This is a genomic window from Streptomyces sp. NPDC041205 (genome assembly GCF_055591765.1).
The window spans coordinates 989,357-1,014,050 of sequence record NZ_JBVIZH010000002.1; the positions used below are offsets into that span (position 1 = coordinate 989,357).

General features: G+C 73.0%; 20 protein-coding genes. 17 read left to right on the plus strand and 3 right to left on the minus strand.

Features of this window, described 5'->3' with window-relative positions:
- Nucleotides 1-182: 182 nt before the first annotated feature.
- Nucleotides 183-1,631, minus strand: coding sequence for an NAD(P)H-quinone dehydrogenase (locus ACZ6BG_RS11335; RefSeq protein ID WP_468999663.1), 1,449 nt, complete (start codon nucleotides 1,629-1,631; stop codon nucleotides 183-185).
- 181 nt (nucleotides 1,632-1,812) lie between these two features.
- Here ACZ6BG_RS11335 and ACZ6BG_RS11340 point away from each other — a divergent pair, with 181 nt between their 5' ends.
- The 6 genes from ACZ6BG_RS11340 (at nucleotide 1,813) to ACZ6BG_RS11365 (ending at nucleotide 8,133) form a co-directional block, all read left to right on the plus strand.
- On the plus strand, nucleotides 1,813-2,250 hold the full coding sequence (locus ACZ6BG_RS11340; protein WP_385714210.1) for a gamma-glutamylcyclotransferase family protein: 438 nt from the start codon (nucleotides 1,813-1,815) through the stop codon (nucleotides 2,248-2,250).
- A gap of 387 nt (nucleotides 2,251-2,637) precedes the next feature.
- A complete protein-coding gene (locus ACZ6BG_RS11345) occupies nucleotides 2,638-3,462 on the plus strand; it encodes a purine-nucleoside phosphorylase (RefSeq protein ID WP_468999664.1) in 825 nt (274 codons plus the stop codon).
- Between the two features lie 116 nt (nucleotides 3,463-3,578).
- On the plus strand, nucleotides 3,579-5,246 hold the full coding sequence (locus tag ACZ6BG_RS11350) for a phospho-sugar mutase (protein ID WP_468999665.1): 1,668 nt from the start codon (nucleotides 3,579-3,581) through the stop codon (nucleotides 5,244-5,246).
- 268 nt (nucleotides 5,247-5,514) lie between these two features.
- The gene (locus ACZ6BG_RS11355; RefSeq protein WP_468999666.1) at nucleotides 5,515-6,723 is read left to right on the plus strand and encodes a hypothetical protein; all 1,209 of its coding nucleotides are present in this window, start codon (nucleotides 5,515-5,517) and stop codon (nucleotides 6,721-6,723) included.
- Between the two features lie 273 nt (nucleotides 6,724-6,996).
- Nucleotides 6,997-7,707, plus strand: a complete 711-nt coding sequence (locus ACZ6BG_RS11360) for a hypothetical protein (protein ID WP_468999667.1) — start codon at nucleotides 6,997-6,999, stop codon at nucleotides 7,705-7,707.
- Nucleotides 7,708-7,761: 54 nt separating this feature from the next.
- Nucleotides 7,762-8,133, plus strand: coding sequence for a hypothetical protein (locus tag ACZ6BG_RS11365; RefSeq protein ID WP_468999668.1), 372 nt, complete (start codon nucleotides 7,762-7,764; stop codon nucleotides 8,131-8,133).
- A gap of 23 nt (nucleotides 8,134-8,156) precedes the next feature.
- Here the strand turns inward: ACZ6BG_RS11365 and ACZ6BG_RS11370 are convergent, their stop codons facing one another.
- Entirely contained in the window at nucleotides 8,157-8,732 is a 576-nt protein-coding gene (locus ACZ6BG_RS11370) for a PH domain-containing protein (protein WP_469000219.1), read from the minus strand.
- Nucleotides 8,733-9,285: 553 nt separating this feature from the next.
- Here ACZ6BG_RS11370 and ACZ6BG_RS11375 point away from each other — a divergent pair.
- The 8 genes from ACZ6BG_RS11375 to ACZ6BG_RS11410 all read left to right on the plus strand — a co-directional run bounded on the left by ACZ6BG_RS11375 (nucleotide 9,286) and on the right by ACZ6BG_RS11410 (nucleotide 20,553).
- Entirely contained in the window at nucleotides 9,286-11,619 is a 2,334-nt protein-coding gene (locus tag ACZ6BG_RS11375; protein ID WP_468999669.1) for a glycosyl hydrolase family 18 protein, read from the plus strand.
- Nucleotides 11,620-11,878: 259 nt separating this feature from the next.
- Nucleotides 11,879-12,862: a deoxyribose-phosphate aldolase gene (gene deoC, locus ACZ6BG_RS11380; RefSeq protein WP_468999670.1), complete on the plus strand. Its 984-nt coding sequence runs from the start codon at nucleotides 11,879-11,881 to the stop codon at nucleotides 12,860-12,862.
- Nucleotides 12,863-12,867: 5 nt separating this feature from the next.
- Complete coding sequence (locus ACZ6BG_RS11385) at nucleotides 12,868-14,313, plus strand: aldehyde dehydrogenase family protein (RefSeq protein WP_468999671.1); 1,446 nt, start codon at nucleotides 12,868-12,870, stop codon at nucleotides 14,311-14,313.
- Nucleotides 14,306-15,211, plus strand: a complete 906-nt coding sequence (locus tag ACZ6BG_RS11390) for an aldehyde dehydrogenase family protein (RefSeq protein ID WP_468999672.1) — start codon at nucleotides 14,306-14,308, stop codon at nucleotides 15,209-15,211. The genes ACZ6BG_RS11385 and ACZ6BG_RS11390 overlap by 8 nt, the downstream gene beginning before the upstream one ends.
- 1,052 nt (nucleotides 15,212-16,263) lie before the next feature.
- Nucleotides 16,264-17,556, plus strand: a complete 1,293-nt coding sequence (locus ACZ6BG_RS11395; RefSeq protein ID WP_468999673.1) for a sensor histidine kinase — start codon at nucleotides 16,264-16,266, stop codon at nucleotides 17,554-17,556.
- Nucleotides 17,553-18,254: a response regulator gene (locus ACZ6BG_RS11400; RefSeq protein ID WP_468999674.1), complete on the plus strand. Its 702-nt coding sequence runs from the start codon at nucleotides 17,553-17,555 to the stop codon at nucleotides 18,252-18,254. Before ACZ6BG_RS11395 ends, ACZ6BG_RS11400 begins: the two co-directional genes overlap by 4 nt.
- A 146-nt stretch (nucleotides 18,255-18,400) precedes the next feature.
- A complete protein-coding gene (locus tag ACZ6BG_RS11405; protein ID WP_468999675.1) occupies nucleotides 18,401-19,903 on the plus strand; it encodes an alpha/beta hydrolase family protein in 1,503 nt (500 codons plus the stop codon).
- A 14-nt stretch (nucleotides 19,904-19,917) separates the two neighbouring features.
- Entirely contained in the window at nucleotides 19,918-20,553 is a 636-nt protein-coding gene (locus ACZ6BG_RS11410) for a uridine kinase family protein (RefSeq protein WP_468999676.1), read from the plus strand.
- A gap of 257 nt (nucleotides 20,554-20,810) precedes the next feature.
- Here the strand turns inward: ACZ6BG_RS11410 and ACZ6BG_RS11415 are convergent, their stop codons facing one another.
- Nucleotides 20,811-21,587, minus strand: a complete 777-nt coding sequence (locus ACZ6BG_RS11415; RefSeq protein WP_190114670.1) for a SigE family RNA polymerase sigma factor — start codon at nucleotides 21,585-21,587, stop codon at nucleotides 20,811-20,813.
- Nucleotides 21,588-21,788: 201 nt separating this feature from the next.
- On the opposite strand from ACZ6BG_RS11415, the gene afsQ1 reads away from it, so the two are divergent.
- The 3 genes from afsQ1 to ACZ6BG_RS11430 are packed head-to-tail and all read left to right on the plus strand — an operon-like array spanning nucleotide 21,789 to nucleotide 24,675.
- Entirely contained in the window at nucleotides 21,789-22,466 is a 678-nt protein-coding gene (gene afsQ1 / locus ACZ6BG_RS11420; protein ID WP_037659607.1) for a two-component system response regulator AfsQ1, read from the plus strand.
- Entirely contained in the window at nucleotides 22,463-24,070 is a 1,608-nt protein-coding gene (locus ACZ6BG_RS11425) for an ATP-binding protein (protein ID WP_468999677.1), read from the plus strand. Before afsQ1 ends, ACZ6BG_RS11425 begins: the two co-directional genes overlap by 4 nt.
- The gene (locus ACZ6BG_RS11430; protein ID WP_468999678.1) at nucleotides 24,067-24,675 is read left to right on the plus strand and encodes a hypothetical protein; all 609 of its coding nucleotides are present in this window, start codon (nucleotides 24,067-24,069) and stop codon (nucleotides 24,673-24,675) included. The genes ACZ6BG_RS11425 and ACZ6BG_RS11430 overlap by 4 nt, the downstream gene beginning before the upstream one ends.
- Nucleotides 24,676-24,694: the final 19 nt, after the last annotated feature.

Genomic DNA, 24,694 nt, shown 5'->3' on the forward strand with positions numbered 1-24,694 from the left:
CAGCAGTTTGCGCCGAATTACAGAAGTTGTTCGCACAGTAGGGGTGGAAGTGGTATAGGGGGTACTCCCCCCGACTATGCCGAGCGAATGCGCCGCAACAGGCTGTGACCTGCGGAGAGTTGATTCCGGCCGACCGGACGATCACATCAGCCGGTCGGCGCCCGCTGACCGAACGGTCGGGATCAGGCCTCCCCGGCGACCTTACGCGTGTGCAACTGACGGGCGACTTCGGCGATCGAGCCCGAAAGTGATGGGTACACGGTGAAGGCGTTAGCGATCTGCTCCACCGTCAGATTGTTGTCGACCGCGATCGAGATGGGGTGGATCAGTTCCGAGGCGCGGGGCGAGACGACGACTCCGCCGACCACGATTCCCGTACCCGGACGGCAGAAGATCTTTACGAAGCCGTCGCGGATGCCCTGCATCTTCGCGCGCGGGTTGCGAAGGAGCGGGAGCTTGACGACGCGGGCGTCGATCTTTCCGGCGTCGACGTCGGCCTGGCTGTAGCCGACGGTCGCGATCTCCGGGTCGGTGAAGACGTTCGACGAGACGGTCTTCAGGTTCAGCGGGGTGACCGCGTCGCCCAGGAAGTGGTACATCGCGATGCGGCCCTGCATGGCGGCGACCGACGCGAGGGCGAAGATGCCGGTGACGTCACCGGCGGCGTACACACCGGGGGCGGAGGTCCTGGACACCCGGTCGGTCCAGATGTGCCCGGACTCCTTGACCTTGACCCCGGCCTCCTCCAGACCCATCCCGTCGCTGTTCGGGATGGCGCCGACGGCCATCAGGCAGTGCGAGCCGGAGATGACGCGGCCGTCGGCCAGCGTGACCTCGACGCGGTCGCCGACGCGCTTGGCGGAGGCGGCGCGGGTGCGGCCCATGACGTTCATGCCGCGGCGGCGGAAGACGTCCTCCAGGACGGCGGCGGCGTCCGGGTCCTCGCCGGGCAGCACCCGGTCGCGCGACGACACCAGCGTGACCCGGGAGCCGAGCGCCTGGTAGGCGCCGGCGAACTCGGCGCCCGTCACGCCCGACCCGACCACGATGAGCTCCTCGGGCAGCTCGTCGAGGTCGTACACCTGCGTCCAGTTCAGGATCCGCTCGCCGTCCGGCTGCGCGTCCGGCAGCTCGCGCGGGTGGCCGCCGGTGGCGATGAGCACGGCGTCGGCGGTCAGGGTCTCCTCGGAGCCGTCGGCGGCGCGCACGACGACCTTGCGGGAGCCGTCCATGGCCTGCTGGCCCTCGAGACGGCCGCGGCCGCGCATGACCCGGGCGCCCGCACGCGTCACGGACGCCGTGATGTCGTGCGACTGCGCGAGCGCGAGCCGCTTCACACGCCGGTTGACCTTGCCGAGGTCCACGCCCACGACCCGTGCCGCCTGGTCGATGTGCGGTGTGTCGTCCTCGACGATGATGCCCAGCTCCTCGTACGAGGAGTCGAAGGTCGTCATCACCTCGGCCGTCGCGATCAGGGTCTTCGACGGTACGCAGTCGGTGAGCACCGACGCCCCGCCCAGACCGTCGCAGTCGACGACGGTCACCTCCGCGCCGAGCTGGGCGGCCACCAGGGCCGCCTCATATCCGCCGGGTCCGCCGCCAATGATCACGATCCGAGTCACGTGCCCCATTGTCCCGCATGGCCGAGGCCCCCAGCGAACGGGGGTCAGGGGGCGCACCAGAGCCCGTCCGGCGCCTGCGGACGAGGCGCGAAGCGCCAATAAGCGGGGGAAAGGGGGCGCAGCCCCCATACCGCGCACCACAGCCGGACCGCGTAGGGCGCCCACGCCAGAAAGCCGTACCCTCGGTCCCATGTCGCTCTACGCCGCGTACGCCGGCAATCTCGACGCGCGGCTGATGACGCGCCGCGCCCCGCACTCGCCGCTGCGCGCGACCGGCTGGCTCAACGACTGGCGGCTGACGTTCGGCGGCGAGCACATGGGCTGGGAGGGCGCGCTCGCGACGATCGTCGAGGCGCCGCGCTCACAGGTGTTCGTCGCGCTGTACGACATCGCCCCGATGGACGAGGACTCCATGGACCGGTGGGAGGGCGTCGGGCTCGACATCTACCGCCGCATGCGGGTCCGGGTGCACACCCTCGAGGGCGAGGAGGCCGCCTGGGTGTACGTCCTCAACGGGTACGAGGGCGGGCTGCCCTCCGCCCGCTACCTCGGCGAGCTCGCGGACGCCGCGGAGTCGGCGGGCGCCCCCCACGACTACGTCATGAACCTCCGCAAACACCCCTGCTAGGACGGGCCCCGGCGGCTCCGCCCTCCCCCACCCACCCGTCGGCCCGCTCGCCCAGGGCTACCGCCCACCTCCGGCACCTCCAGGCCGACCACGGCAAGATCTCAGCCCGTCATGGGGGTACCCCCTGCTCCTTAAGAGCTTGGGGGAGTTTGAGGACGAGGCGCGCAGCGCCGATCCGGCGGAGGCGGGTCCCACCCGCACGACACGGCGGGCGAGCGGCCGGGGTCCAGGGGGCGCAGCGCCCCGGTTTCGGAGAAGGGGCGGGACCGGGGCGCCCCGCGAAGGCCAGGCGCCAGCCGACTTCGTCGGAAACGACAAGGCAACGATCCGGATCCCGTGGGCATCGTCATCTACGCGCGTAGGGCGTAACCGGCTACCCTCGTCGGCGTGAACGCTTCAGTTATTCCGGACGACATCCAGGGCGACCCCTACGCCGCCGCCGACGCCGCCGCCGCCCGCCTGCGCGAGCTGACAGGCGCCGAGACCCACGACGTAGCCCTCGTGATGGGCTCCGGCTGGGCACCCGCCGTCGAGGCGCTCGGCGCCCCCGAGGCCGAGTTCCCGGTCACCGAGCTGCCGGGCTTCCCGCCGCCGGCCGTCGCGGGCCACGGCGGCCGGATCCGCTCCTTCAAGATCGGCGAGAAGCGCGCCCTGGTCTTCCTGGGCCGCACGCACTACTACGAGGGCCGCGGCGTCGCCGCCGTCGCGCACGGCGTACGGACCGCCGTGGCCGCGGGCTGCAAGACGATCGTGCTGACGAACGGCTGCGGCGGCCTGCGCGAGGGCATGCGCCCGGGGCAGCCCGTGCTGATCAGCGACCACCTGAACCTGACGGCGACGTCCCCGATCATCGGCGCGAACTTCGTGGACCTGACGGACCTGTACTCGCCGCGGCTGCGCGCGCTGTGCAAGGAGATCGACCCGAGCCTGGAAGAGGGCGTGTACGCCCAGTTCCCCGGCCCGCACTACGAGACCCCGGCCGAGATCCGGATGGCCCGCACGATCGGCGCGGACCTGGTCGGCATGTCGACGGTGCTCGAGGCCATCGCCGCGCGCGAGGCGGGCGCCGAGGTGCTCGGCATCTCCCTGGTGACGAACCTCGCCGCGGGCATGACGGGCGAGCCGCTGAACCACGAAGAGGTCCTGCAGGCGGGCCGCGACTCCGCGACGCGGATGGGCGAGCTGCTCGGGCAGGTCCTGGGCCGCATCTGACCCAGCTGTCCCATCTGATCCATCTGCCCCCGTCCGGCCGCGCGGCGGGTACCGACGCGCGGCGGGCGGGAAAGCCGGAAGAGCAAGACCCCCCGTCACGGAGAGGCCGACCAGACGTGCAGGACCACGGAGAACTCATCGCCCGCGCCCAGGCCTGGCTGGCCGAGGACCCGGACCCGGAGACCCGCGAGGAGCTGGCGAAGCTCGTCGACGCGGCGCCGGGCGCCCCGGCCGTCCTGGACGAGCTGGCCGCGCGGTTCGCGGGCACGCTGCAGTTCGGCACCGCCGGTCTGCGCGGCGAACTGGGCGCGGGCCCCCTGCGGATGAACCGCTCCGTGGTGATCCGCGCCGCCGCGGGCCTGGCGGCGTACCTGAAGGGGAAGGGCCACACCGACGGCCTCGTGGTGATCGGCTACGACGCCCGCTACAAGTCGGCGGACTTCGCGCGGGACACGGCCGCCGTGATGACCGGCGCGGGCCTGCGCGCCGCCGTCCTGCCGCGCCCCCTGCCGACCCCGGTCCTCGCCTTCGCCATACGGCACCTGGGCGCGGTCGCGGGCGTGGAGGTCACCGCCAGCCACAACCCGCCGCGCGACAACGGCTACAAGGTCTATCTGGGCGACGGCTCGCAGATCGTGCCGCCCGCCGACGGCGAGATCGCCGCCGAGATCGCGGCCGTGCGCAGCCTGCACGACGTACCGCGTCCGGAGAGCGGCTGGCAGACCCTCGGCGAGGACGTCCTGGAGGCCTATCTGGCGCGTACGGACGCCGTCCTGGCCCAGGGCTCCCCGCGGACCGCCAGGACCGTCTACACGGCCATGCACGGCGTCGGCAAGGACACGCTCCTGGCGGCGTTCGCGCGGGCCGGCTTCCCCGCGCCGGTGCTCGTCGCCGAGCAGGCGGAGCCCGACCCGGACTTCCCGACGGTCGCCTTCCCGAACCCGGAGGAGCCGGGCGCGATGGACCTGGCGTTCGCCACGGCCCGCGAGGCCCGCCCCGACCTGGTGATCGCCAACGACCCGGACGCGGACCGCTGCGCGGTGGCCGTCCCGGTGGGCGACGGCGACTGGCGGATGCTGCGCGGCGACGAGGTCGGCGCGCTCCTCGGCGCGCACCTGGTGCGCCGGGGCGTGGCGGCGGACGGCGGGCGCGTGTTCGCGGAGTCGATCGTGTCGTCGTCGCTGCTCGGCCGCATCGCCGAGAAGGCGGGCCTCGGCTACGAGGAGACGCTGACGGGCTTCAAGTGGATCGCCCGCGTCGACGGCCTGCGGTACGGCTACGAAGAGGCGCTCGGCTACTGCGTCGACCCCGATGGCGTACGCGACAAGGACGGCATCACGGCGGCGCTGCTGGTCACGGAGCTGGCCTCCGAGCTGAAGGAGGAGGGGCGCACCCTCCTGGACCTGCTCGACGACCTGGCGGTGGAGCACGGCCTGCACGCCACCGACCAGCTGTCGGTGCGGGTGGAGGACCTGTCGCTGATCGCGGCCGCGATGCGCCGGCTGCGCGAGGGGCAGCCGGAGCGCCTCGCCGGGCTCGCGGTGACCCGCGCGGAGGACCTGACCAAGGGCACGGAGACGCTGCCGCCCACGGACGGACTGCGGTACACCCTCGACGGCGCCCGCGTCATCGTGCGCCCCAGCGGCACCGAGCCGAAGCTCAAGTGCTACCTGGAGGTCGTGGTGCCGGTGGCGGACCGCGCCGCGCTGCCCGCGGCCCACGAGAAGGCGGCGGAACTGCTCGCGGCGCTGAAGCGGGATCTGGCGGAGGCCGCGGGGATCTGAGGCGCGGGCGCGTACGGCTGCGGGCGCTGACGGCTGCTGGCGCTGACGCACGACGGGCCGGGCGCTCGTGTGGGGCAGGTCGTGCGCGCGCGTACGACCGTGTGGGTGACGTCAGCTCCGAGCCGCTCCCGCCACCCGTACGGGTGGGCGCACGCCCTGCCACCCGAAGGGGTGGTTCCCGTACGGCGCCTGACGCGGCTCCCCGGTGCGCCACCGGTCCCTCGGGAAGGGTCGACCGGTAGCGCACCTTCTCGTACCGGGAGCCGCAGTGCCGTACGGACCCCCTTCCGACCTCTCGACCACCGCGCCGTCCCGCGTACCCGCCTCCCGCCGCCCCCGCGCCACGGCCCCGCGCGCCGCCACGCACCGGCGTGCGGCCCGCGCGCTGCGGTACGCGGCGCCCGCGCTCCTCGCGTACGCCGCCGTCCGCCTCGTGGGCCTGCTCGTCCTCGCCGTCTGGGCCCGCCGCGAGCACCGTGAGCTGTGGCACCTCCTCGCCGAGTCCTGGGACTGCGACTGGTACTTGAGGATCGCGGCGCACGGTTACGCGGACACGCTCGGGCACGCCTTCGACACCAACAACCTGGCGTTCTTCCCGCTGTTCCCGCTCCTGATCCGGGCGGGCGACGCACTGCTCCCGGCGCCGCGCGGCGCCGTCGGGCTCGCGCTCGCCGTCGGCTGCTCCTTCCTCGCGGCCTGCGGGATCTTCAAGATCGGCGACCGGCTGCACGGGCGGCGCGCGGGCGTGCTCCTGGTGACGCTGTGGGCCTGTCTGCCGGTCGCGCTCGTGCAGTGGATGGGCTACACGGAGTCGCTGTTCACGGCGCTCGCGGCCTGGTCGTTGTACGCGGTGCTCACCGGCCGCTGGGTGTGGGCGGGGGCCCTCGCCGCGCTCGCGGGCCTGACGCGGCCGACCGGCGTCGCCGTCGCCGCCGCCGTGTCCGTCACCGCGCTGCTCGCGCTGCGCCGCCGCTTCGACGCCCGCGCCCTGACCGGCGCGCTGCTCGCGCCGCTCGGCTGGCTCGCGTACGTCGGCTGGGTGGGCGCGCGTCTCGGCCGCTGGGACGGCTACTTCGCCGTGCAGAAGCTGTGGCACAACGAGTGGGACGGCGGCATCGGCACCCTGCGCTGGATGAAGCAGTTGTTCCTGGTGGAGCGCCCGCAACTGTTCCTGGTGATGGTGACGCTCGTCCTGCTCGGCGCACTCGTGCTGTACGCCCTCTCGGTGACCGGGCGCGAACAGCCGCTGCCGCTCCTGGTGTTCACGGGTCTGCTGGTCGCGATCGTGCTCGGCTCCAGCGGCGTCTACTTCCCGCGCGCCCGCTTCCTGCTGCCCGGCTTCCCGCTGCTGCTGCCGGTGGCCCTCGCGCTCGCGCGGGCCCGGACGCGGGTGACGCTCGCGGTGGTCTCGGCGGCGGCGCTGACGTCGGCGGCGTTCGGCGGGCACATGCTGCTGGTGTGGCTGGGGCCGCCGTGACCCGTGTGGCCTGCGGGACATGGGCTCCGCAAGGCGCGGGCGGTTGAAGGAAATTGGGGATCGGGGGTCCGGGAAATGAGGGTCGGGGGGGTCCGGGAAATGAGGGTCAGGGGTCGGGGAAATGAGGGTCGGGGGTTGGGAACCTCGGGGCAGTGGGCGGTGTATCAGGAGTAGTTGCTGGTTCGTCGCGGAGTGGGGGGCGTCGCATGAAGGGGCGTGGGCTTCGGGGAGTGGTGGCCCTGGTGGCGGTCTGGGTGCTGGTGGCGTGCGGGGGTGGAGAGGGTGGCGGGGGGCGCGGGGCCCGTGGGCGGCGGCCAGGAAGCGGGGAAGGCGGCGCAGAGGGCGGCGGAGGGCCGGGCCCCGGCGCCGCGGGTCCCGTCGGCGCCGGACCTGCCCGGCTCGCCGTTCGGCATCGGTTTCGCGGCGGACGGCTCCGGCTTCGCGCTGCTCGCCGAGTGCTCGGAGCGCCGGTGCAGCCAGCGCGTGGCGGTGCTCGACCGGGGTGCGAAGGCGTGGCGCCTCGGCAGTTCGCCGCTGCGGGACGTGACGGGTGACCGGGGCGTCTCGGCGGACGTGACGGTGCTGGGGCCGGGGCGGGCGCTGATAGGCGAGGGCGCGGAGCGCGCGGACACGCCGGGGCGCACGTGGTTCACGGGTGACGGCGGCCGGACGTGGCGGCGCGGGACGACGCGGGCGGTGGGCGCGGCGGTGGCGGTGGCGCGGGGCGGCGTGCTCGTTCCGGAGTGCGTGGAGCGCGACCGGTCCGACCCGGACGACTGCGCGCGGGAGCGGCTGCTCGCCGTGTCGCCTAGGACGGGTGGGCACCAGGTCCTGGCCCACGAGCCGCCGCTGAAGGGCCCGTTGCGTCAGGCCGGTGACCTGCGCGGGGCGGCCTGTTCGTGTCCGGCAGGGACCCACGCGCGGGCCGGTCCGCCCTTGCCAGGAGCACGGACCGGGGTCGCACACGGCAGCGGCCGCACCTGACGGGCGTCGGTACCGAGGGCGCGGTGTTCCGGGTGGTCGCGGGCCGGGAGCGGGTTGTACGCGACCCAGCACGGACCGGTGTCGCCGCCCGCGAAGAACGGCCTGGTCACGTTCCACGTCAGCAAGGACGAGGGCCTGACGTGGACGCGGATGTGGCGGCACCGCGAGGGCGTCGAACCGCGCACGCTCATCGGCGACCTGCTGGTGGCCGACGACGCCGGCCTGACGGTGTACGGCGAGGACGGGGGGTGGCGCAGCACGGACGGGGCGCGGACGTTCGACCGGACCACGGCCAGGGCGTCGTCGGGCTCGGTGGTCGGCACACCGGTGGGCCGGCTGTGGCGGGACAGCTTCGGTGGGAACTGGTTCCGCATATCGACGGACGGGGTGCGCTGGCGGGGGTTCCGGCCGGGACGCGGGGGCTGACGGCTCCGGCGGCCCCGGACCAGTCAGCCCAGGGCGAGCAGCACGGCGAGCAGCACCGCACCGGCGGCGCTCGGCGCCAGGATCTCGTACGCCCAGTGCGCGACCGGCTCGCCCTGCGCGGCCTCGGCGCCCTCGCGCCGCTCGGCGATCTCCCGCAGGTCGTCCATGGACTGGTCGCCGGCGTCGCGGGCGTGGGGCTGCGTCGCGCCCCGGGCGCCGGGCCGGACCCGGCTCGCGACCGGGTCGTCCGCCGCGACCTGCTGGGCGTGCCGCCGTGCGGCCTTCTTGCGGCCGCGCAGCGAGACGGGGATGGCCCACAGCTGGAACTTGGTGCCGTCCTGCGTGAAGACCTCGTTCGAGTACCCGGAGCGCAGACCCGAGATCGCGCCCCAGGGCAGCGTGATCGTGCGGAACGGGTTGCGGACGCGCAGCCGGTCCTCGTTGGCGTAGACGGCGGGCCGCAGCGTGTAGGCGATGACGAGGGGCACGGCGAACAGCAGTCCGGCGAGGGCCACCCACGGGGTGCGCCCCTCGCCCCGGATCAGCGCGTCGACGCCGAGCCAGATGCCGATCGCGAGCAGCAGGACGCCTCCGGCGATGGCTCCGTGGGACCGGTAGACGCGGTCCTTGTAGGCCGGGTCGGTCTGGTCGCTCCGGTCGGCCTTGCCGGTCGGGGCGGTCGGGGCGGTCGGGGTGGTCGGGGTGGCCGCGGCGGTGGACTTCGCCCGGGCTGCCGAGTTCGCCGGGGTGGCGGGCTTCGCCGGGGCAGCGGACTTCTCCGAGGCGGCGGGCTTCGCCGGGGCGGCGGGCTTGTCCGAGGCGGCGGACTTCGCCGGGGCGGCCGACTTGCCCGGGGTGGCCGAAGTCTCCGGTTCGGCCGACTTGCCCGGGGTGGCCGACGTCTTCGGTTCGGCCGGGCTCGCCGGGGCCGCCGGGTCCTGCTCCGCCGGAGTGGGCTGCGGGTCGCTCGTCATGGGCCTGATTCTGCCTGACGCGATGAAGTCGGCCACGTGCGGCGGGGGTATGGGGATTGGTCCAGACCTAGTACGGTCGAGGGTTGTCATGTACGCCGACAATCAGACGGCGACCCGACGCACCTGCGCCACCCGAACCCCAAGGAGCCACCCGCACGCCACACCCCCGAGGAGAGCCATGACCCCCACGGAAAGAGGATCCAGGAGAACGCCAGGAGTCTTACGAAGAGCGACCGAGGCCACGCGCGGCCGCACCGCCGCCCTGCTCGTCGCCCTGCTGCTCCCCCTGTCCCTGCTCACCGCCCTGACGGCGACCCCCGCACACGCGGCGGGCACGCTCACCGCGACCTTCACGACGGAGGGCAGCGGCTCGTCCTGGCAGGGCAAGTACGTCGTCCGCAACAGCGGCTCCGCCCCGTCCACGGCCTGGACGCTGGAGTTCGACCTGCCGCCGGGCGTCACCGTCAGCGGCCACACCCACGGCGAGGCGACCGTCTCGGGCAGCCACGTCACCGTGAAGAACGCGTACTACAACGGCCGGGTCCCGGCGGGCGGCTCGACCGAGCCGTACAGCTACACGTTCACGGGCCGGGGACCGGTCGGGACGCCGACGGGCTGCACCATCAACGGCGACAAGTGCGACGGCACGCCGGACAAGCCCCCGACGGCGCCCGGCACCCCGACGGTCACGACCGCCACGTCCCGCACGATCTCCCTGACCTGGCCCCCGGCCGGGGCGGGCGACTACCCCGTGACCAAGTACGAGGTCCTGAGCGGCAACAGTGTGGTGGCGACCTCGGCGACGAACGGCGCGACGGTCACCGAGCTGACCCCGGCCACCCGCTACACCTTCACCGTCCGCGCCAAGGACCGGCGCGACAACACCAGCCCCGAGAGCCCCCCGGTCACCGCGACGACCGTCGACCCGGCGACCGACCCGACCCCGCCGACCGCGCCGGGCAATCTGCGCGCCACCGGCAAGACACAGGTGTCGGCGGCCCTGGCCTGGGAGAAGTCGACGGACAACGTGGCGGTGGCCGCGTACGACATCTACCGCGGCGGCACGCTGGCGAAGACGGTCCCGGCCTCGGCGACCACCGCGACCGTCGAGGGCCTTACCCCCGCGACCGCCTACACGTTCACCGTGAAGGCGCGGGACACGGCCGACAACGCCTCGCCCGCCTCGAACGCCGTGAGTGTCACCACGGAGGACGCGGCAGGCCCCGGCAACCACCTCAAGGTCGGCTACTTCGCGCAGTGGGGCATCTACGGCCGCCAGCACTTCGTGAAGAACCTGGACACGTCCGGGGCGGCCGCGAAGCTCGACGTCATCAACTACGCCTTCGAGAACGTCGACCCGGTCAACCACACCTGCCTGGCCGGAGTGGTGAAGGGCGTCTCCGGCAACCCGCAGGACCCGGACGAGGGCACGGGCGCGGGCGACGCCGAGGCGGACTACGGCCGCGCCTTCTCCGCCGCGCAGTCGGTGGACGGGGTCGCGGACGACGGCTGGGGCAAGCTGCGCGGCAACTTCAACCAGCTGAAGAAGCTCAAGGCCAAGCACCCGCACCTGAAGGTCGTGGTCTCGCTGGGCGGCTGGACGTTCTCGAAGTTCTTCGCGGACGCGGCGGCGACCCCGGCCTCCCGCGCGAAGTTCGTGAAGTCCTGCGTGGACACCTGGATCAAGGGCGACCTGCCCGCCTACAACGGCGCGGGCGGCCCCGGCACCGGCGCGGGCGTCTTCGACGGCATCGACATCGACTGGGAGTGGCCGGGCTCCGAGGGCCACCCCGGCAACCGCTACGGCCCTGCCGACAAGGACAACCTGACGGCACTGCTCGCCGAGTTCCGCAAGCAGCTCGACGCCACCGGCGGCAGCCACAAGCTCCTGACCGCGTTCACCCCGGCCGACCCGGTGAAGATCGAGGCGGGCTGGGACATCAAGAAGATCTTCGAGTACCTGGACTTCGCCAACGTCCAGGGCTACGACTTCCACGGCGCCGGCAGCGACAACTCCTGGGAGCCCAAGCGCACCGGCCACCAGGCCAATCTCCGCCGTGACGCCCAGGACCCCTACCCCTTCGACTTCAGCGTCGAGAAGGCGGTCCAGACCTACCTGGACGCCGGGGTCAACCCGCGCAAGCTCACCATCGGCTTCCCGTTCTACGGCCGCGGCTGGAAGGAGGTCGCCGACGGCGGCGCCAAGGGCGAGTGGCAGTCGGCGAACGGCGCGGCACCCGGCCAGTTCCCGGAGGAGGCGGGCACCAAGGGCTACCACAACCTCCTCACCACCGTCCCGAACCTCACCGTCCACCACGACGAACAGTCCATATCCACCTACGGCTACACCGGCAACAACGGCCAGTGGTGGAGCTTCGACGACCCCTGGTCCATCGGCAAGAAAACCGAGTGGATCAGATCGAAGGGCCTGCTGGGCGGGATGGTCTGGGAGATGTCGGGCGACACCCCCACAGGCACACTCATGACAGCACTGGACAACGGCTTGCGGTGACCTTCACCAGGTGACCTTCGCCAGCCGGACGGGCTGCTTTCAGCCCGTCCGGCACATTTCAGCCCGTCATGGGGGTACCCCCTGCTCCTTGAGAGCTTGGGGGAGTTCAAGGACGAGGCGCGAAGCGCCGACAGCAGGGGTCCAGGGGGCGGCAGCCCCTGGTTACGGTGAAGGGGCGGGCCTGGGGCGCCCCCGCGAGGGCCCACCCACCCGCACCGCCCCCTGTACACGCCGCTACGCGCGTAGATATGCTCCCCTCGTGACTATGCCGACGACGACACCACCCCCAGGGGCAGCCACACCCACCGGCACCCCCTTCGCCGACGTCACGGCGTCGGCGGCCACCCTCCGCCGCTTCCTGCACGGCCTCCCGGGCGTGGACGCGGTCGGCCTGGAGGCCCGCGCCGCCGCTCTCGGGACGCGTTCGATCAAGACCTCGGCGAAGGCGTACGCCATCGACCTGGCCATCTCCATGATCGACCTGACGACCCTGGAGGGCGCCGACACCGCGGGCAAGGTCCGCGCGCTCGGCGCGAAGGCCGTCCACCCGGACCCGACGGACCGCACGACGCCGCGCACGGCCGCGGTCTGTGTGTACCCGGACATGGTCGCCACGGCGAAGCAGGCCGTCGCGGGCACGGACGTGAAGGTCGCCTCGGTGGCGACGGCGTTCCCGGCGGGCCGCGCGGCCCTGGACGTGAAGCTGGCGGACGTCCGCGACGCGGTGGCCGCGGGCGCCGACGAGATCGACATGGTCATCGACCGGGGCGCGTTCCTCTCCGGCGACTACATGAAGGTGTACGAGGAGATCGTCGCCGTGAAGGAGGCCTCCGCGCGGGCCCGCCTGAAGGTGATCTTCGAGACCGGCGAACTCTCGACGTACGACAACATCCGCCGCGCGAGCTGGATCGGCATGCTCGCGGGAGCGGACTTCATCAAGACGTCGACCGGCAAGGTCGGGGTGAACGCGACCCCCGCGAACACCCTCCTCATGCTGGAGGCCGTGCGCGACTTCCGCGCGCAGACCGGCGTCCAGGTGGGCGTGAAGCCCGCCGGTGGCATCCGGACGTCCAAGGACGCCATCAAGTTCCTGGTCCTGGTCAACGAGACCGCGGGCGCGGACTGGCTGGACAACCACTGGTTCCGCTTCGGCGCGTCGAGTCTGCTCAACGACCTGCTGATGCAGCGCCAGAAGCTGGCCACCGGACGCTACTCCGGCCCTGACTACGTGACGGTGGACTGAGACCCATGGCAAATCCGAAATCGATCTTCGAGTACGCGCCGGCCCCCGAGTCCCGCTCGGTCGTCGACATCGCCCCGTCGTACGGCCTGTTCATCGACGGTGAGTTCACCGAGGCGGCCGACGGCAAGGTCTTCAAGTCCGTCTCCCCGTCGACCGAGGAGGTCCTCTCCGAGGTCGCGCAGGCGGGCGAGGCCGATGTCGACCGTGCCGTGAAGGCGGCCCGCAAGGCCTTCGAGAAGTGGTCCGCGCTTCCGGGTGCCGAGCGCGCGAAGTACCTCTTCCGCATCGCCCGCGTCATCCAGGAGCGCAGCCGCGAGCTGGCCGTCCTGGAGACCCTGGACAACGGCAAGCCGATCAAGGAGACCCGCGACGCGGACCTCCCCCTGGTCGCCGCGCACTTCTTCTACTACGCGGGCTGGGCCGACAAGCTCGACCACGCCGGGTACGGCGCGAACCCGCGCCCGCTGGGCGTCGCGGGCCAGGTCATCCCCTGGAACTTCCCGCTCCTGATGCTGGCGTGGAAGATCGCCCCGGCGCTCGCGACGGGCAACACGGTCGTCCTCAAGCCCGCCGAGACGACCCCCCTCTCGGCCCTGTTCTTCGCGGACATCTGCCGCCAGGCGGGCCTCCCGAAGGGCGTCGTCAACATCCTCCCCGGATACGGCGACGCGGGCGCGGCCCTGACCGCGCACCCGGACGTGAACAAGGTGGCGTTCACGGGCTCCACGGCCGTCGGCAAGCAGATCGCGCGGTCGGTGGCGGGCACGGACAAGAAGCTCACCCTTGAGCTGGGCGGCAAGGGCGCCAACATCGTCTTCGACGACGCGCCGATCGACCAGGCCGTCGAGGGCATCGTCACGGGCATCTTCTTCAACCAGGGCCAGGTCTGCTGCGCGGGCAGCCGCCTCCTGGTCCAGGAGTCGGTCCAGGACGAACTCCTCGACTCCCTCAAGCGCCGCCTGTCGACCCTCCGCCTGGGCGACCCGCTCGACAAGAACACCGACATCGGCGCGATCAACTCCGCCGAGCAACTGGCCCGCATCACGGCGCTCGCCGAGACGGGCGAGGCGGAGGGCGCCGAGCGCTGGTCGGCGCCGTGCGAACTCCCCACGTCGGGCTACTGGTTCGCCCCGACGCTCTTCACGAACGTCACCCAGGCGCACACGGTCGCCCGCGACGAGATCTTCGGCCCGGTCCTGTCCGTCCTCTCCTTCCGCACCCCGGAAGAGGCCGTGGCCAAGGCCAACAACACGCAGTACGGCCTGTCGGCGGGCATCTGGACGGAGAAGGGCTCGCGCATCCTCGCGGTCGCGAACAGGCTCCGCGCCGGGGTCGTCTGGGCCAACACGTTCAACAAGTTCGACCCGACCTCGCCCTTCGGCGGCTACAAGGAGTCGGGCTTCGGCCGCGAGGGCGGTCGCCACGGCCTGGAGGCGTACCTCGATGTCTGACAAGTCCGAGCGCTTGACTGTCTTCAAGACCTACAAGCTGTACGTGGGCGGCAAGTTCCCGCGTTCCGAGAGCGGCCGGGTGTACGAGGTGACGGACTCAAAGGGCAAGTGGCTGGCCAACGCCCCGCAGTCCTCCCGCAAGGACGCCCGTGACGCGGTCGTGGCCGCGCGCAAGGCGTTCGGCGGCTGGTCGGGCGCGACCGCGTACAACCGCGGCCAGATCCTCTACCGCGTGGCCGAGATGCTGGAGGGCCGCCGCGAGCAGTTCGTGCGCGAGGTCGCCGAGGCGGAGGGCCTGTCCAAGTCCAAGGCCGCCGCCGTCGTGGACGCGACCATCGACCGCTGGGTCTGGTACGCGGGCTGGACGGACAAGATCGCGCAGGTCGTGGGCGGGGCGAACCCGGTCGCGGGCCCCTTCTTCAACCTCTCCACGCCCGAGCCGACCGGCGTGGTCACCGTCGTCGCCCCCCAGGAGTCCTCGTTCCTGGGCCTGGTGTCGGTGCTGGCCCCCGTGATCGCGGCGGGCAACACGGCGGTCGTCATCGCCTCCGCGAAGTCCCCGCTCCCCGCCCTCTCCCTCGGCGAGGTCCTGGCCACGTCGGACCTGCCGGGCGGCGTCGTCAACATCCTCAGCGGCAAGACGGCGGAGCTGGCCCTCCCCCTCGCCGCCCACCAGGACGTGAACGGCCTGGACCTGGCCGGCGCGGACGCCGACCTGGCGAAGGACCTGGAGATCGCGGCGGCGGACAACCTGAAGCGCGTACTGCGCCCACAGGCTGTGGAAACCGACGCCGACTTCACCACCACCCCCGGCACCCACCGCCTGACCACGTTCCTGGAAACCAAAACGGTCTGGCACCCCACGGGTTCCCTGGGCGCCTCGGGCTCGGCGTACTGACCCACCCCCGAATCACCCCTCAGCCCGCCCGCCGTCCAGGGCGGGCTGAGGGCGTTTCGGGCAGCGCACCGCGGCATCTTTCAGCCCGCCTCTTCCAGCCCGCCTCGGCGAAGTTCTCAGCCCGTCCGGCGCTTGAGGACGAGGCGCGAAGCGCCGATTCGGCGGGGGTCTGTCCCACCCGCACGGGACGCCCAGGCCATCCCAGCCCGTCCGGCGCTTGAGGACGAGGCCGCAGGCCGATCGACGGCGCCCCCGTCCCACGGCAACGGGACACCCACCCCCGGGGCCCAGGGGCGCAGCCCCGGTTTCGGGAAGGGGCGGGGCTGGGGAAAGCCCCGCAGGGCCCTAGCCAGGCAACACGCCAGCGACCGCCCCCACAACCGGCATCTCCGCCAACGACCCGCCCTCGGTCAACGGCCTCGTAGCCATAGCCGTGGACACCGGCTTGAAGTCGGCCACCTGAGTCCCCACCGCGTTGTCGAGCGGATCAACCCCCGTCCCGGCCAACGGATTGAGCCGAAGGTTCTTCGCGGCCCCCAACCCCCCAGCGGTAGCCCGATGCAACCCGTCGGCGAGCGCGTTCCCAGCCTTGTCGGGGTCGACGTCCCCCACCGGCGTGGCCAGCCCCGCCGCAGGCACCACCGCGGGCGCCGCACTGGCGACGCCACCCCCGAGCCCCAACGCCGCCCCCGCCACGGAGACGCCGAGCCCCGCGCGCAGCAGCGCCCGGGCGGCGGGAGAAGTCTTCGACGCCGAGTGCCGCGCCGAGTCACGTGCAGGGTTTCGAGCCATGAGGACCACCTCTACGGAACATACGTAAGTAATCGAGCGTGCACGAAGAGTAGTTGAACCGCCCCCCGCATATCAAAGACCGCCCCCACCCCACAAAGCCCCGAACCCCCGCCGACAGCCCGCCCCGCCGCCCTCATCCCCCTGGAGAGCTACCCCCCGGAACCGCCCCTGAGCGGGACGCACACCACCCCCGCGGTCGCATAGCGTCACCACCACCGGGCCCACCGGCACCCACCACGCCCGCCCGAAGGACCCTCACCGTGCCCGCCACCCCTCCCACGAGCGACCTCACCACCACCCCCCTCACCCCTCTCGCCCCCCTCAAGCCCCTCCTCACCCCCACCCCGGCCCCCCTCCCCCCACTCACCTGGCCCCGCCCCCTCCGCTTCCTCCCCCACACCCTGACCGCCCTCGCGGCCACAGCGCTCGCCGCGACGGGCGCCGACCTGCCGGCCCGCCTCCTGGCGGCAGCCCACGCGGCCACCCTGCTGCTGGCCCTGCGCAGGCCGACCCTGGCGTACTGGCTGTCCCTCACCTGCTTCGCGGCGATCTCCCTCGGCCACCCGCCCACGCACGACAACGAGTTGTGGGCCTGGGTGGTCCACGCCGGCACCCTGTTCCTGCTCGCCCTGCGCGTCCCCCTGCTCCCGGCGGCGACGGCGACAGCCCTGAGCGCGGCCCTGGGAGCGGCCCTGAAGCCGCTGGGCGCGGGCGTCGGCTCCTGGCCGACGGTCGCGACCGGCACCGCGCTGTACGCGACCGCCCTGCTCGCGGGAGCGATCCGCCGGGGCCGCCGCGAGGACCGCGCCCGCCTCGCCGAACAGATCGAGGCGACGGCGGCGGAGCGGGCGCGCCGCACGGTCCTCGAGGAGCGCGCCCGCATCGCCCGTGAGCTGCACGACGTGGTGGCCCACCACATGTCGCTGATCTCCATCCAGGCCGACGCCGCCCCCTACCGCGTCCCGGACCCGCCGCGCGAACTGGTCACGGAGCTGGCGTCGATCCGCGCCAACGCCCTGGAGGGCCTGGCCGAACTGCGCCGGCTGCTCGGCCTGCTGCGCGCCGAGTCCGCCGACGGCACCCCGGCCGACATCACCCCGCAGCCCTCCCTCGACCAGCTCGACGCCCTCCTGTCCCAGGTGCGGGCCACCGGCCTGCCGGTGTCGGCAAGCGTGACGGGAACCCGCCGCGCGCTCCCGCCGGGCGTGGAGCTGTCGGCGTACCGCATCGTCCAGGAGGCGCTCAGCAACACCCTGCGCCACGCCCCCGGCGCCCCCACGACCGTGGAACTCGGCTACGGTCTCCGCACGTTGACCCTGCGCGTCACCAACGGCCCGGCCGCCGGGACCGCCCCGCCCTCGCCGGGCGCGGGGCACGGCCTCACGGGCATGCGGGAGCGCGTCGCGATGCTCGGCGGCGACTTCGCCGCGGGCCCCGCGCCGGAGGGCGGGTACGAAGTGACCGCGACCCTCCCGACCCACACCACCCCGCCACCCGCCACGACCTTTGCCCCCACCACCTCCCCCCGCACCGACAAGGACTCCCCCGCATGACGATCCGCGTGGTGATCGCCGACGATCAGGCGATGGTCCGGGACGCGTTCTCGGTCCTGCTCGGAGCCCAGCCGGACATCGAGGTCGCCGGGACGGCACGGGACGGGGCGGAGGCCGTACGACTCGCGGCGGACCTGCGGCCGGACGTGATCGTGATGGACATCCGCATGCCCGGCGTCGACGGCATCGACGCGACGCGCCGCATCACCGCGCACCCCGACACCCACCCGAAGGTCCTGGTCCTGACCACCTTCAACCTCGACGAGTACGTGTACGAGGCGCTGCGCGCGGGCGCCGCGGGCTTTCTGCTCAAGGACGCGTCGGGCGTCGAACTCGCCGAGGCCGTCCGCGTGGTGGCGGGCGGCGACGCGTTGCTCTCGCCGGACCTCACCCGGCGCCTCATCGCGGAGTTCGCCCGCCTCGGCACCGGTCCGGTGCGGGCCTCCGGCACCCGGGTCGAGGGGCTGACCGGCCGGGAGACGGAGGTGCTCGCCCGGATCGCGCAAGGCCTGTCCAACACGGAGATCGCCGCGGCGCTCACCGTCGCCGAGGAGACGGTCAAGACCCATGTGGGCCGCATCCTGCACAAACTCCAGTTGCGCGACCGCACCCAGGCCGCGGTCTTCGCGTACGAGAGCGGCCTCGTCGTGCCGGGCGGCAGCCAGGGCCAGGACGGGCGGCCGCCCCGGGCCGACTGACTCCTCGGACGGACTGGCTCCCCGGAGCCACCCCCGGAGTCGGCTCCCCAGCGGGACTCGCCGCACCACCCCCCGCTCCTAGCTTGAAGTCGCCGAGGCCGCCCGCAGCGAACGGGTGCGGCCGTGAGACCGAGGAGCCCACACCCATGAAGTCGCGCCGCCACAAGGCCGTCGCCGCCCTGCTCACCTGCGCCCTCACCGGCGGGGCCACGGCCCTCGCCACCGGTGCCGAAGCGGCCCCCGCGTCCGCGGCCGCCCGGGACAGCACCGCGAACGCCGGGCCCGCGTCCACCCGGCCCGAGGCCCCGAGCCCCCGACTGCGCCTGCCGGAGCCGACCGGCCCCCGCGCCGTCGGCCGCGCCTCCCTGCACCTGACGGACCACAGCCGCCGCGACCCGTGGGTGCCGAGGTCCGGCGACCGGGAGCTGATGGTGTCGCTGTACTACCCCGCGCGGAAGGGCACCGGCACCCCGGCGCCGTACATGAGCGTCAAGGGCGCCCGGCTCTTCCTGGAGGACCGGGGCATCGAGGGCGTCCCGCCCGAGGTCCTGAGCGGCACCCGCACCCACACCCGCGTCGGCGCGCGCCCCGCACCCGGCCCGTACCCGCTCGTGGTCCTGTCACCGGGCTTCTCCGTGCCCGGCACCACCCTCACGGGCCTGGCCGAGGAACTGACGAGCCGGGGGTACGTCGTCGCGGTCGTCGACCACGCCTACGAGGCCGTGGGCGTGGAGTTCCCCGGCCGGGGCATCCTGCCGTGCGCGGCCTGCGGCCGGGTCGACGAGAACGCCGTCGGGCCCGCGGCGCGAGGCCGCGCCAAGGACCTGCGCTTCGTCCTGGACCGGCTGACCGGCGCCCGGCCGGTGTGGCGGCACGCGGACCTGATCGACAAGAAGCGCGTCGGCATGGCCGGGCACTCGCTCGGCGGCGCGGGCGCGGCGGCGGCCACGGCGGGCGACGCCCGGGTGCGGGCCGCGGCGAACATGGACGGGCCCGCCGTCGACGTCGGCCCCGCGTCGGACCTGTCCGGCCGCCCGATGCTGCTTGTGGGGACGGCTGAGGACCACAGCGGCCGGGACAGGACGTGGGAGGCCGCCTGGGACCGGCTCAGCGGCTGGAAGCGCTGGCTGCGGGTGGCGGGGGCGGACCACTTCGCCTTCACCGACCTGGCGCCGCTGGCCGGACAGTTGGGCGAGGACGACCCGGACGGCCTGCCCGGCCACCGCGCGGCGGCGATCACCGGCGCTTATGTAGGCGCGTTCTTCGACCAGCACCTGCGCGGCCGTCCGCAGCCGATCCTGAACGGCCCGAGCGCCGCCGCCCCCGAGGTCGCCTTTCATCACCTGGCCCGCCCCGGCACACAGAAACAGCGTTTCCGCAAGCCGGTCCGGGGCGCCCGCGCATTGCCGCCGCCCCGGGTCTGGGCACCCGGCGCACACCGGTTGATAATGGCCCGGACCACCGCCGACGAGCCGTGCCCGCAGCAACGGCCCGCCGGACCCCGAGCCCCCGGCACCGACCCGGCCTCAGGCGCGCGTACCCACGGGTGCGCGCGCACCCGAGACCGGAGCGGGGACGCCCGGGACCACGGGGGTCAGCAGGGCCGAAAGGGGCAGCCACAGCCGCCCCGTCGGCAAGACCACTGGTGAGAAGGTTCACAGCATTGGGTTCCCATCCCCCGATACCCACCCGAGTCGTGCTGCTCGCCGGCCCCTCCGGCTCGGGCAAGTCGTCGTTCGCGTCCCGCACGGGACTGCCCGTGCTGTGCCTCGACGACTTCTACAAGGAAGGCACCGACCCGTCGCTGCCTCAGGTCGCCGGCACTTCGGACATCGACTGGGACTCCCCGCTGTCCTGGGACGCCGACGTCGCCCTCGCCGCGATCGGCGAGCTGTGCCGGACCGGCCGCACCCGGGTCCCGGTCTACGACATCTCGACCAGCTCGCGGGTCGGCGAGGAGGCGCTCGACATCGAGCGCACGCCGCTGTTCATCGCGGAGGGCATCTTCGCCGCCGACATCGTGGACCGCTGCCGTGAGCTGGGGGTCCTCGCGGACGCGATCTGTCTGCGCGGCCGCCCCTCGACGACGTTCCGGCGCCGCCTCCTGCGCGATCTGCGCGAGGGCCGCAAGTCCGTGCCGTTCCTGCTGCGCCGCGGCTGGCGCCTGATGCGCGCGGAGCGCTCCATCGTGGCCCGCCAGACGGCGCTCGGCGCGCACGCCTGCGGCAAGGAGGAGGCCCTCGGTCGCCTCGCGGCCGCGGCGGCGGGCCGCTGTGTCAAGGCCCGCGCGGCGGCCTGAGGCCGACGCCGAGGAGCTTGCGGCCCACGCCCGAACGGCCTGAGGCGAACGCCAGACAGCGGGCCCGGAAAGACCCCCCGGCCTTCCGGTCCCGCTGTCTGTTTCCCCCGTTGGTCCCCGTGTCCCCCGTGGACCCCCGTTTCCCCCATGGGTTCCCACCACCCCCCAGTTCCCCCGGGTGGGTCCCCCTTCACCGCTTCCGCCGCTTCCCCCGAAGCGACGGCCCCCGTTCCTTCTTCCCCCGTGTCCCCCCGTCCTCAGGCGACCAGTTCGCCGAAGGACTCCTCCTGGTCACGGCCGAAGCTGAGGACCTCGTCCTCGCGCAGCCGGCGGAGCGACCGCCAGATGCTGGACTTCACCGTGCCCACGCTGATGTCGAGGATGTCCGCGATCTCCGGGTCCGTACGGCCCTCGTAGTAACGAAGGACCAGCATGGTGCGCTGGAGTTCGGGCAGCCGGGCCAGGGCCTGCCACAGCACGGCGCGCAGCTCGGTGCCGCGCATCGCGTCCGTGTCGCCCACCGTCTCCGGCAGTTCCTCGGTCGGGTACTCGTTGAGCTTGCGGCGACGCCAGGCGCTGATGTGCAGGTTCGTCATGGTGCGCCGCAGATAGCCACCGACGGCGGCCTTGTCGCTGATCCTGTCCCAGGCGCGGTACGTGGAGAAGAGGGCGCTCTGCAGCAGATCCTCGGCCTCGAACCGGTCACCGGTCAGGTGGTAGGCGGTTGCGTACAGGGAGGCGCGGCGCTCCTGGACGTAGGCGGTGAACGCCGCTTCGGCGTCCTCGCTGCCCGTCCGGGACTGCGTCCGCTCCCCCGAGACCTCCCTGTACGCGGCTCCCCCGTGAGCTCCCCCGTCACCGCCGCCCTTGAGTGCGTCAACCACCGTCATGTACGTGGTGTGCTGACGCCCGGTGCCGCGAGCGCACCCCCGCCCGCTCACGGCACCGGACTTCTCGTGCTTCTCAGAACTCCGGTGGACGTCGTGCAGACGCGTGACAACTGCGCTTGAGCTGGTGCTGTGCAGCGTGTTCATCTCGCGCCCCCCGTCGTGGAGTCTGGGATTTCCGTGTGACCAAAACTCTGCCCGGCCCACTTCATGGCGGTGTCCCCCGACTGTCACAGGCCTGCAACAGGCCTCGTGGCACCGAAAGGGCGCGGCTCACTCGTGTGGGTGCGGTGTGAGACCCCCGCCAACAGTCGAACTGGGCCCGCACCATGGGACAGAATGACGTTTGTGCCTTCCCTGTTGCTGATCGAGGACGACGACGCCATCCGGACGGCCCTGGAGCTTTCGCTGACGCGCCAGGGCCACCGGGTGGCCACCGCTGCCACCGGCGAGGACGGTCTGAAGCTGCTCAGCGAGCAGCGTCCGGACCTGATCGTGCTGGATGTGATGCTGCCGGGCATCGACGGCTTCGAGGTGTGCCGTCGCATCCGGCGCACCGACCAGCTGCCGATCATCCTGCTGACCGCGCGCAACGACGACATCGACGTGGTCGTGGGCCTGGAGTCCGGGGCCGACGACTATGTGGTCAAACCCGTGCAGGGGCGGGTGCTCGACGCTCGTATCCGCGCGGTGCTCCGGCGCGGCGAGCGCGAGGCCAACGACGCGGCGACGTTCGGTTCGCTCGTGATCGACCGCGCGGCGATGACGGTGACGAAGAACGGCGAGGACCTGCAGCTGACGCCGACGGAGCTGCGGCTGCTCCTGGAGCTGAGCCGCAGGCCCGGGCAGGCGCTGTCGCGCCAGCAACTGCTCCGCCTGGTGTGGGAGCACGACTACCTCGGCGACTCGCGGCTCGTCGACGCCTGTGTGCAGCGGCTGCGCGCGAAGGTGGAGGACGTGCCGTCCTCGCCGACGCTGATCCGTACGGTGCGCGGCGTGGGATACCGGCTGGACACGCCTCAGTGACCAAACCGCACGACAAGCTCCGCGGGCTGCCCGCGGCCCGCAAGAAGATCCTGTCCGGCCTGCGCTTCACCAGTCTGCGGCTGCGCCTGGTCGTGGTGTTCGCGCTGGTGGCGCTGACCGCCGCCGTGTCCGCGTCCGGCATCGCGTACTGGCTGAACCGCGAGGCCGTCCTGACGCGTGCGCAGGACGCGGCCCTGAAGGACTTCCGGCAGCAGTTGCAGACCCGCGCGGGCGCGCTGCCGCTGAACCCCACGCAGGACGAGCTGCAGGCCGCCGCCGGGCAGATGGCGAACAGCAGCCAGCGCTACAGCGTGCTGCTGATCAGCGAGAACGCCAGCGGCGACCAGGTGTACGGCTACTCCGACCTGGACGCCTTCACGCTCGCCAAGGTGCCGAAGGCGCTGCGGGACGCGGTCAAGAAGGAGCAGTCGGTCTCCTCCGGCAACAAGAGCCCGTACCACCTGTACTGGCAGCGGACCGTGGACCACGGCACGCCGTACCTGGTGGGCGGGGCCAAGGTGATCGGCGGCGGGCCGACGGGCTACATGCTCAAGTCGCTCGAGCCGGAGGCCAAGGACCTCAGCTCGCTCGGCTGGTCCCTGGCCATCGCCACGGCCCTCGCCCTGGTCGGCTCGGCGCTGCTCGCGCAGGCCGCCGCGACGACCGTCCTGAAACCCGTGCACCGCCTGGGCGTGGCCGCGCGCAGGCTCGGCGAGGGCAAGCTGGACACGCGTCTGCGGGTGTCGGGCACGGACGAGCTGGCGGATCTGTCGCGTACGTTCAACCGCACCGCGGAGAACCTGGAGAAGAAGGTCGCGGACATGAGCGCCCGCGACGAGGCGAGCCGCCGCTTCGTGGCGGACATGTCGCACGAGCTGCGCACCCCGCTGACCGCGATCACCGCCGTCACGGAGGTCCTGGAGGAGGAACTGGACGCCGAGACCGGCTCCGTCGACCCCATGATCGAGCCCGCCGTCCGCCTCGTCGTCAGCGAGACCCGGCGCCTGAACGACCTGGTCGAGAACCTGATGGAGGTCACCCGCTTCGACGCGGGCACCGCCCGCCTCGTCCTCGACGACGTCGACCTCGCCGACCAGATCACCGCGTGCATCGACGCCCGCGCCTGGCTCGACGCCGTCGACCTGGACGCCGAGCGCGGCATCCACGCCCGCCTGGACCCGCGCCGCCTCGACGTGATCCTCGCCAACCTCATCGGCAACGCCCTCAAGCACGGCGGCTCCCCGGTGAAGGTGTCGGTGCGCCTGGACGGCGACAGCCTCGTGATCTCCGTGCGCGACGGGGGTCCGGGCATCCCCGAGGACGTGCTGCCGCACGTCTTCGACCGGTTCTACAAGGCAAGCGCGTCCCGGCCGCGGTCGGAGGGCAGCGGGCTCGGGCTCTCCATCGCCCTGGAGAACGCGCACATCCACGGCGGCGAGATCACCGCGGCCAACTCGCCCGCCGGGGGCGCGGTGTTCACGCTGCGGCTGCCCCGGGACGCCTCGCCGCTGACGGCGGAGCCCGGTCCCGACCAGGAGACCGGGGCGGACGCCGACGGGGAACGGGGCGAGGAGCGCCCCGAGGAAGGCAAGGAAGCGACATGACCAGGCGACGGCTGAGCGCCGCCCTCGCCGCCGCCGTGCTCACCGCCGCACTGGCCGGCTGCGGCATCCGCTCCACGGAGGTGCCGACCGACTTCGGGGCGGCGCCCTCGCGGGTGCCGTGCGTGGCGTCGGGCCCGGACATCTCCTCGCGCGCCGAGTCCACCGGTGTGCCCGTGCAGATCTTCCTGGTGTGCGCGTCGCAGCTGGTGATCGTCGACCGGACGGTGCGGATCCCCACGGAGAAGGCGTCCACGGACCGGGTGCGGATCGCGCAGGCGCTCCTCGACGAGTTGTCGGTGCCGCCGTCCCAGGCCGCCAAGCAGGCCGGGTACGCCACGGACGTGCGCCGCGGCATGACCGTCACCGGCCCCCAGCGGGACGACCCGGAGGAGGCGCTGCGGCTGAGCACCCGCCCGCAGAGCCTGTCGTCGCACGCGCTCGCACAGATCGTGTGCACGTACGCGGACAGCGCGGCGTCGGACGGCGACGGCTCCGTCGTCCTGGGCGGACCCGCCGGGACCGGCCTGGAGCGCTACGAGTGCACACAGGCCGTGCGGGCCCGCCCCGGCACGGTGTCGCCGCCGTCGCAGTCGCTGGATTCCTGAGGGCCCGGGGGCCGGGGCC

Coding starts and splice junctions, on each gene's coding strand:
- ACZ6BG_RS11335 (WP_468999663.1), bottom strand. CDS start 1,631: ATGGGGCACGTGACTCGGATCGTGATCATTGGCGGCGGACCCGGCGGA.
- ACZ6BG_RS11340 (WP_385714210.1), top strand. CDS start 1,813: ATGTCGCTCTACGCCGCGTACGCCGGCAATCTCGACGCGCGGCTGATG.
- ACZ6BG_RS11375 (WP_468999669.1), top strand. CDS start 9,286: ATGACCCCCACGGAAAGAGGATCCAGGAGAACGCCAGGAGTCTTACGA.
- ACZ6BG_RS11385 (WP_468999671.1), top strand. CDS start 12,868: ATGGCAAATCCGAAATCGATCTTCGAGTACGCGCCGGCCCCCGAGTCC.
- ACZ6BG_RS11390 (WP_468999672.1), top strand. CDS start 14,306: ATGTCTGACAAGTCCGAGCGCTTGACTGTCTTCAAGACCTACAAGCTG.
- ACZ6BG_RS11400 (WP_468999674.1), top strand. CDS start 17,553: ATGACGATCCGCGTGGTGATCGCCGACGATCAGGCGATGGTCCGGGAC.
- ACZ6BG_RS11405 (WP_468999675.1), top strand. CDS start 18,401: ATGAAGTCGCGCCGCCACAAGGCCGTCGCCGCCCTGCTCACCTGCGCC.
- ACZ6BG_RS11415 (WP_190114670.1), bottom strand. CDS start 21,587: ATGAACACGCTGCACAGCACCAGCTCAAGCGCAGTTGTCACGCGTCTG.
- ACZ6BG_RS11430 (WP_468999678.1), top strand. CDS start 24,067: ATGACCAGGCGACGGCTGAGCGCCGCCCTCGCCGCCGCCGTGCTCACC.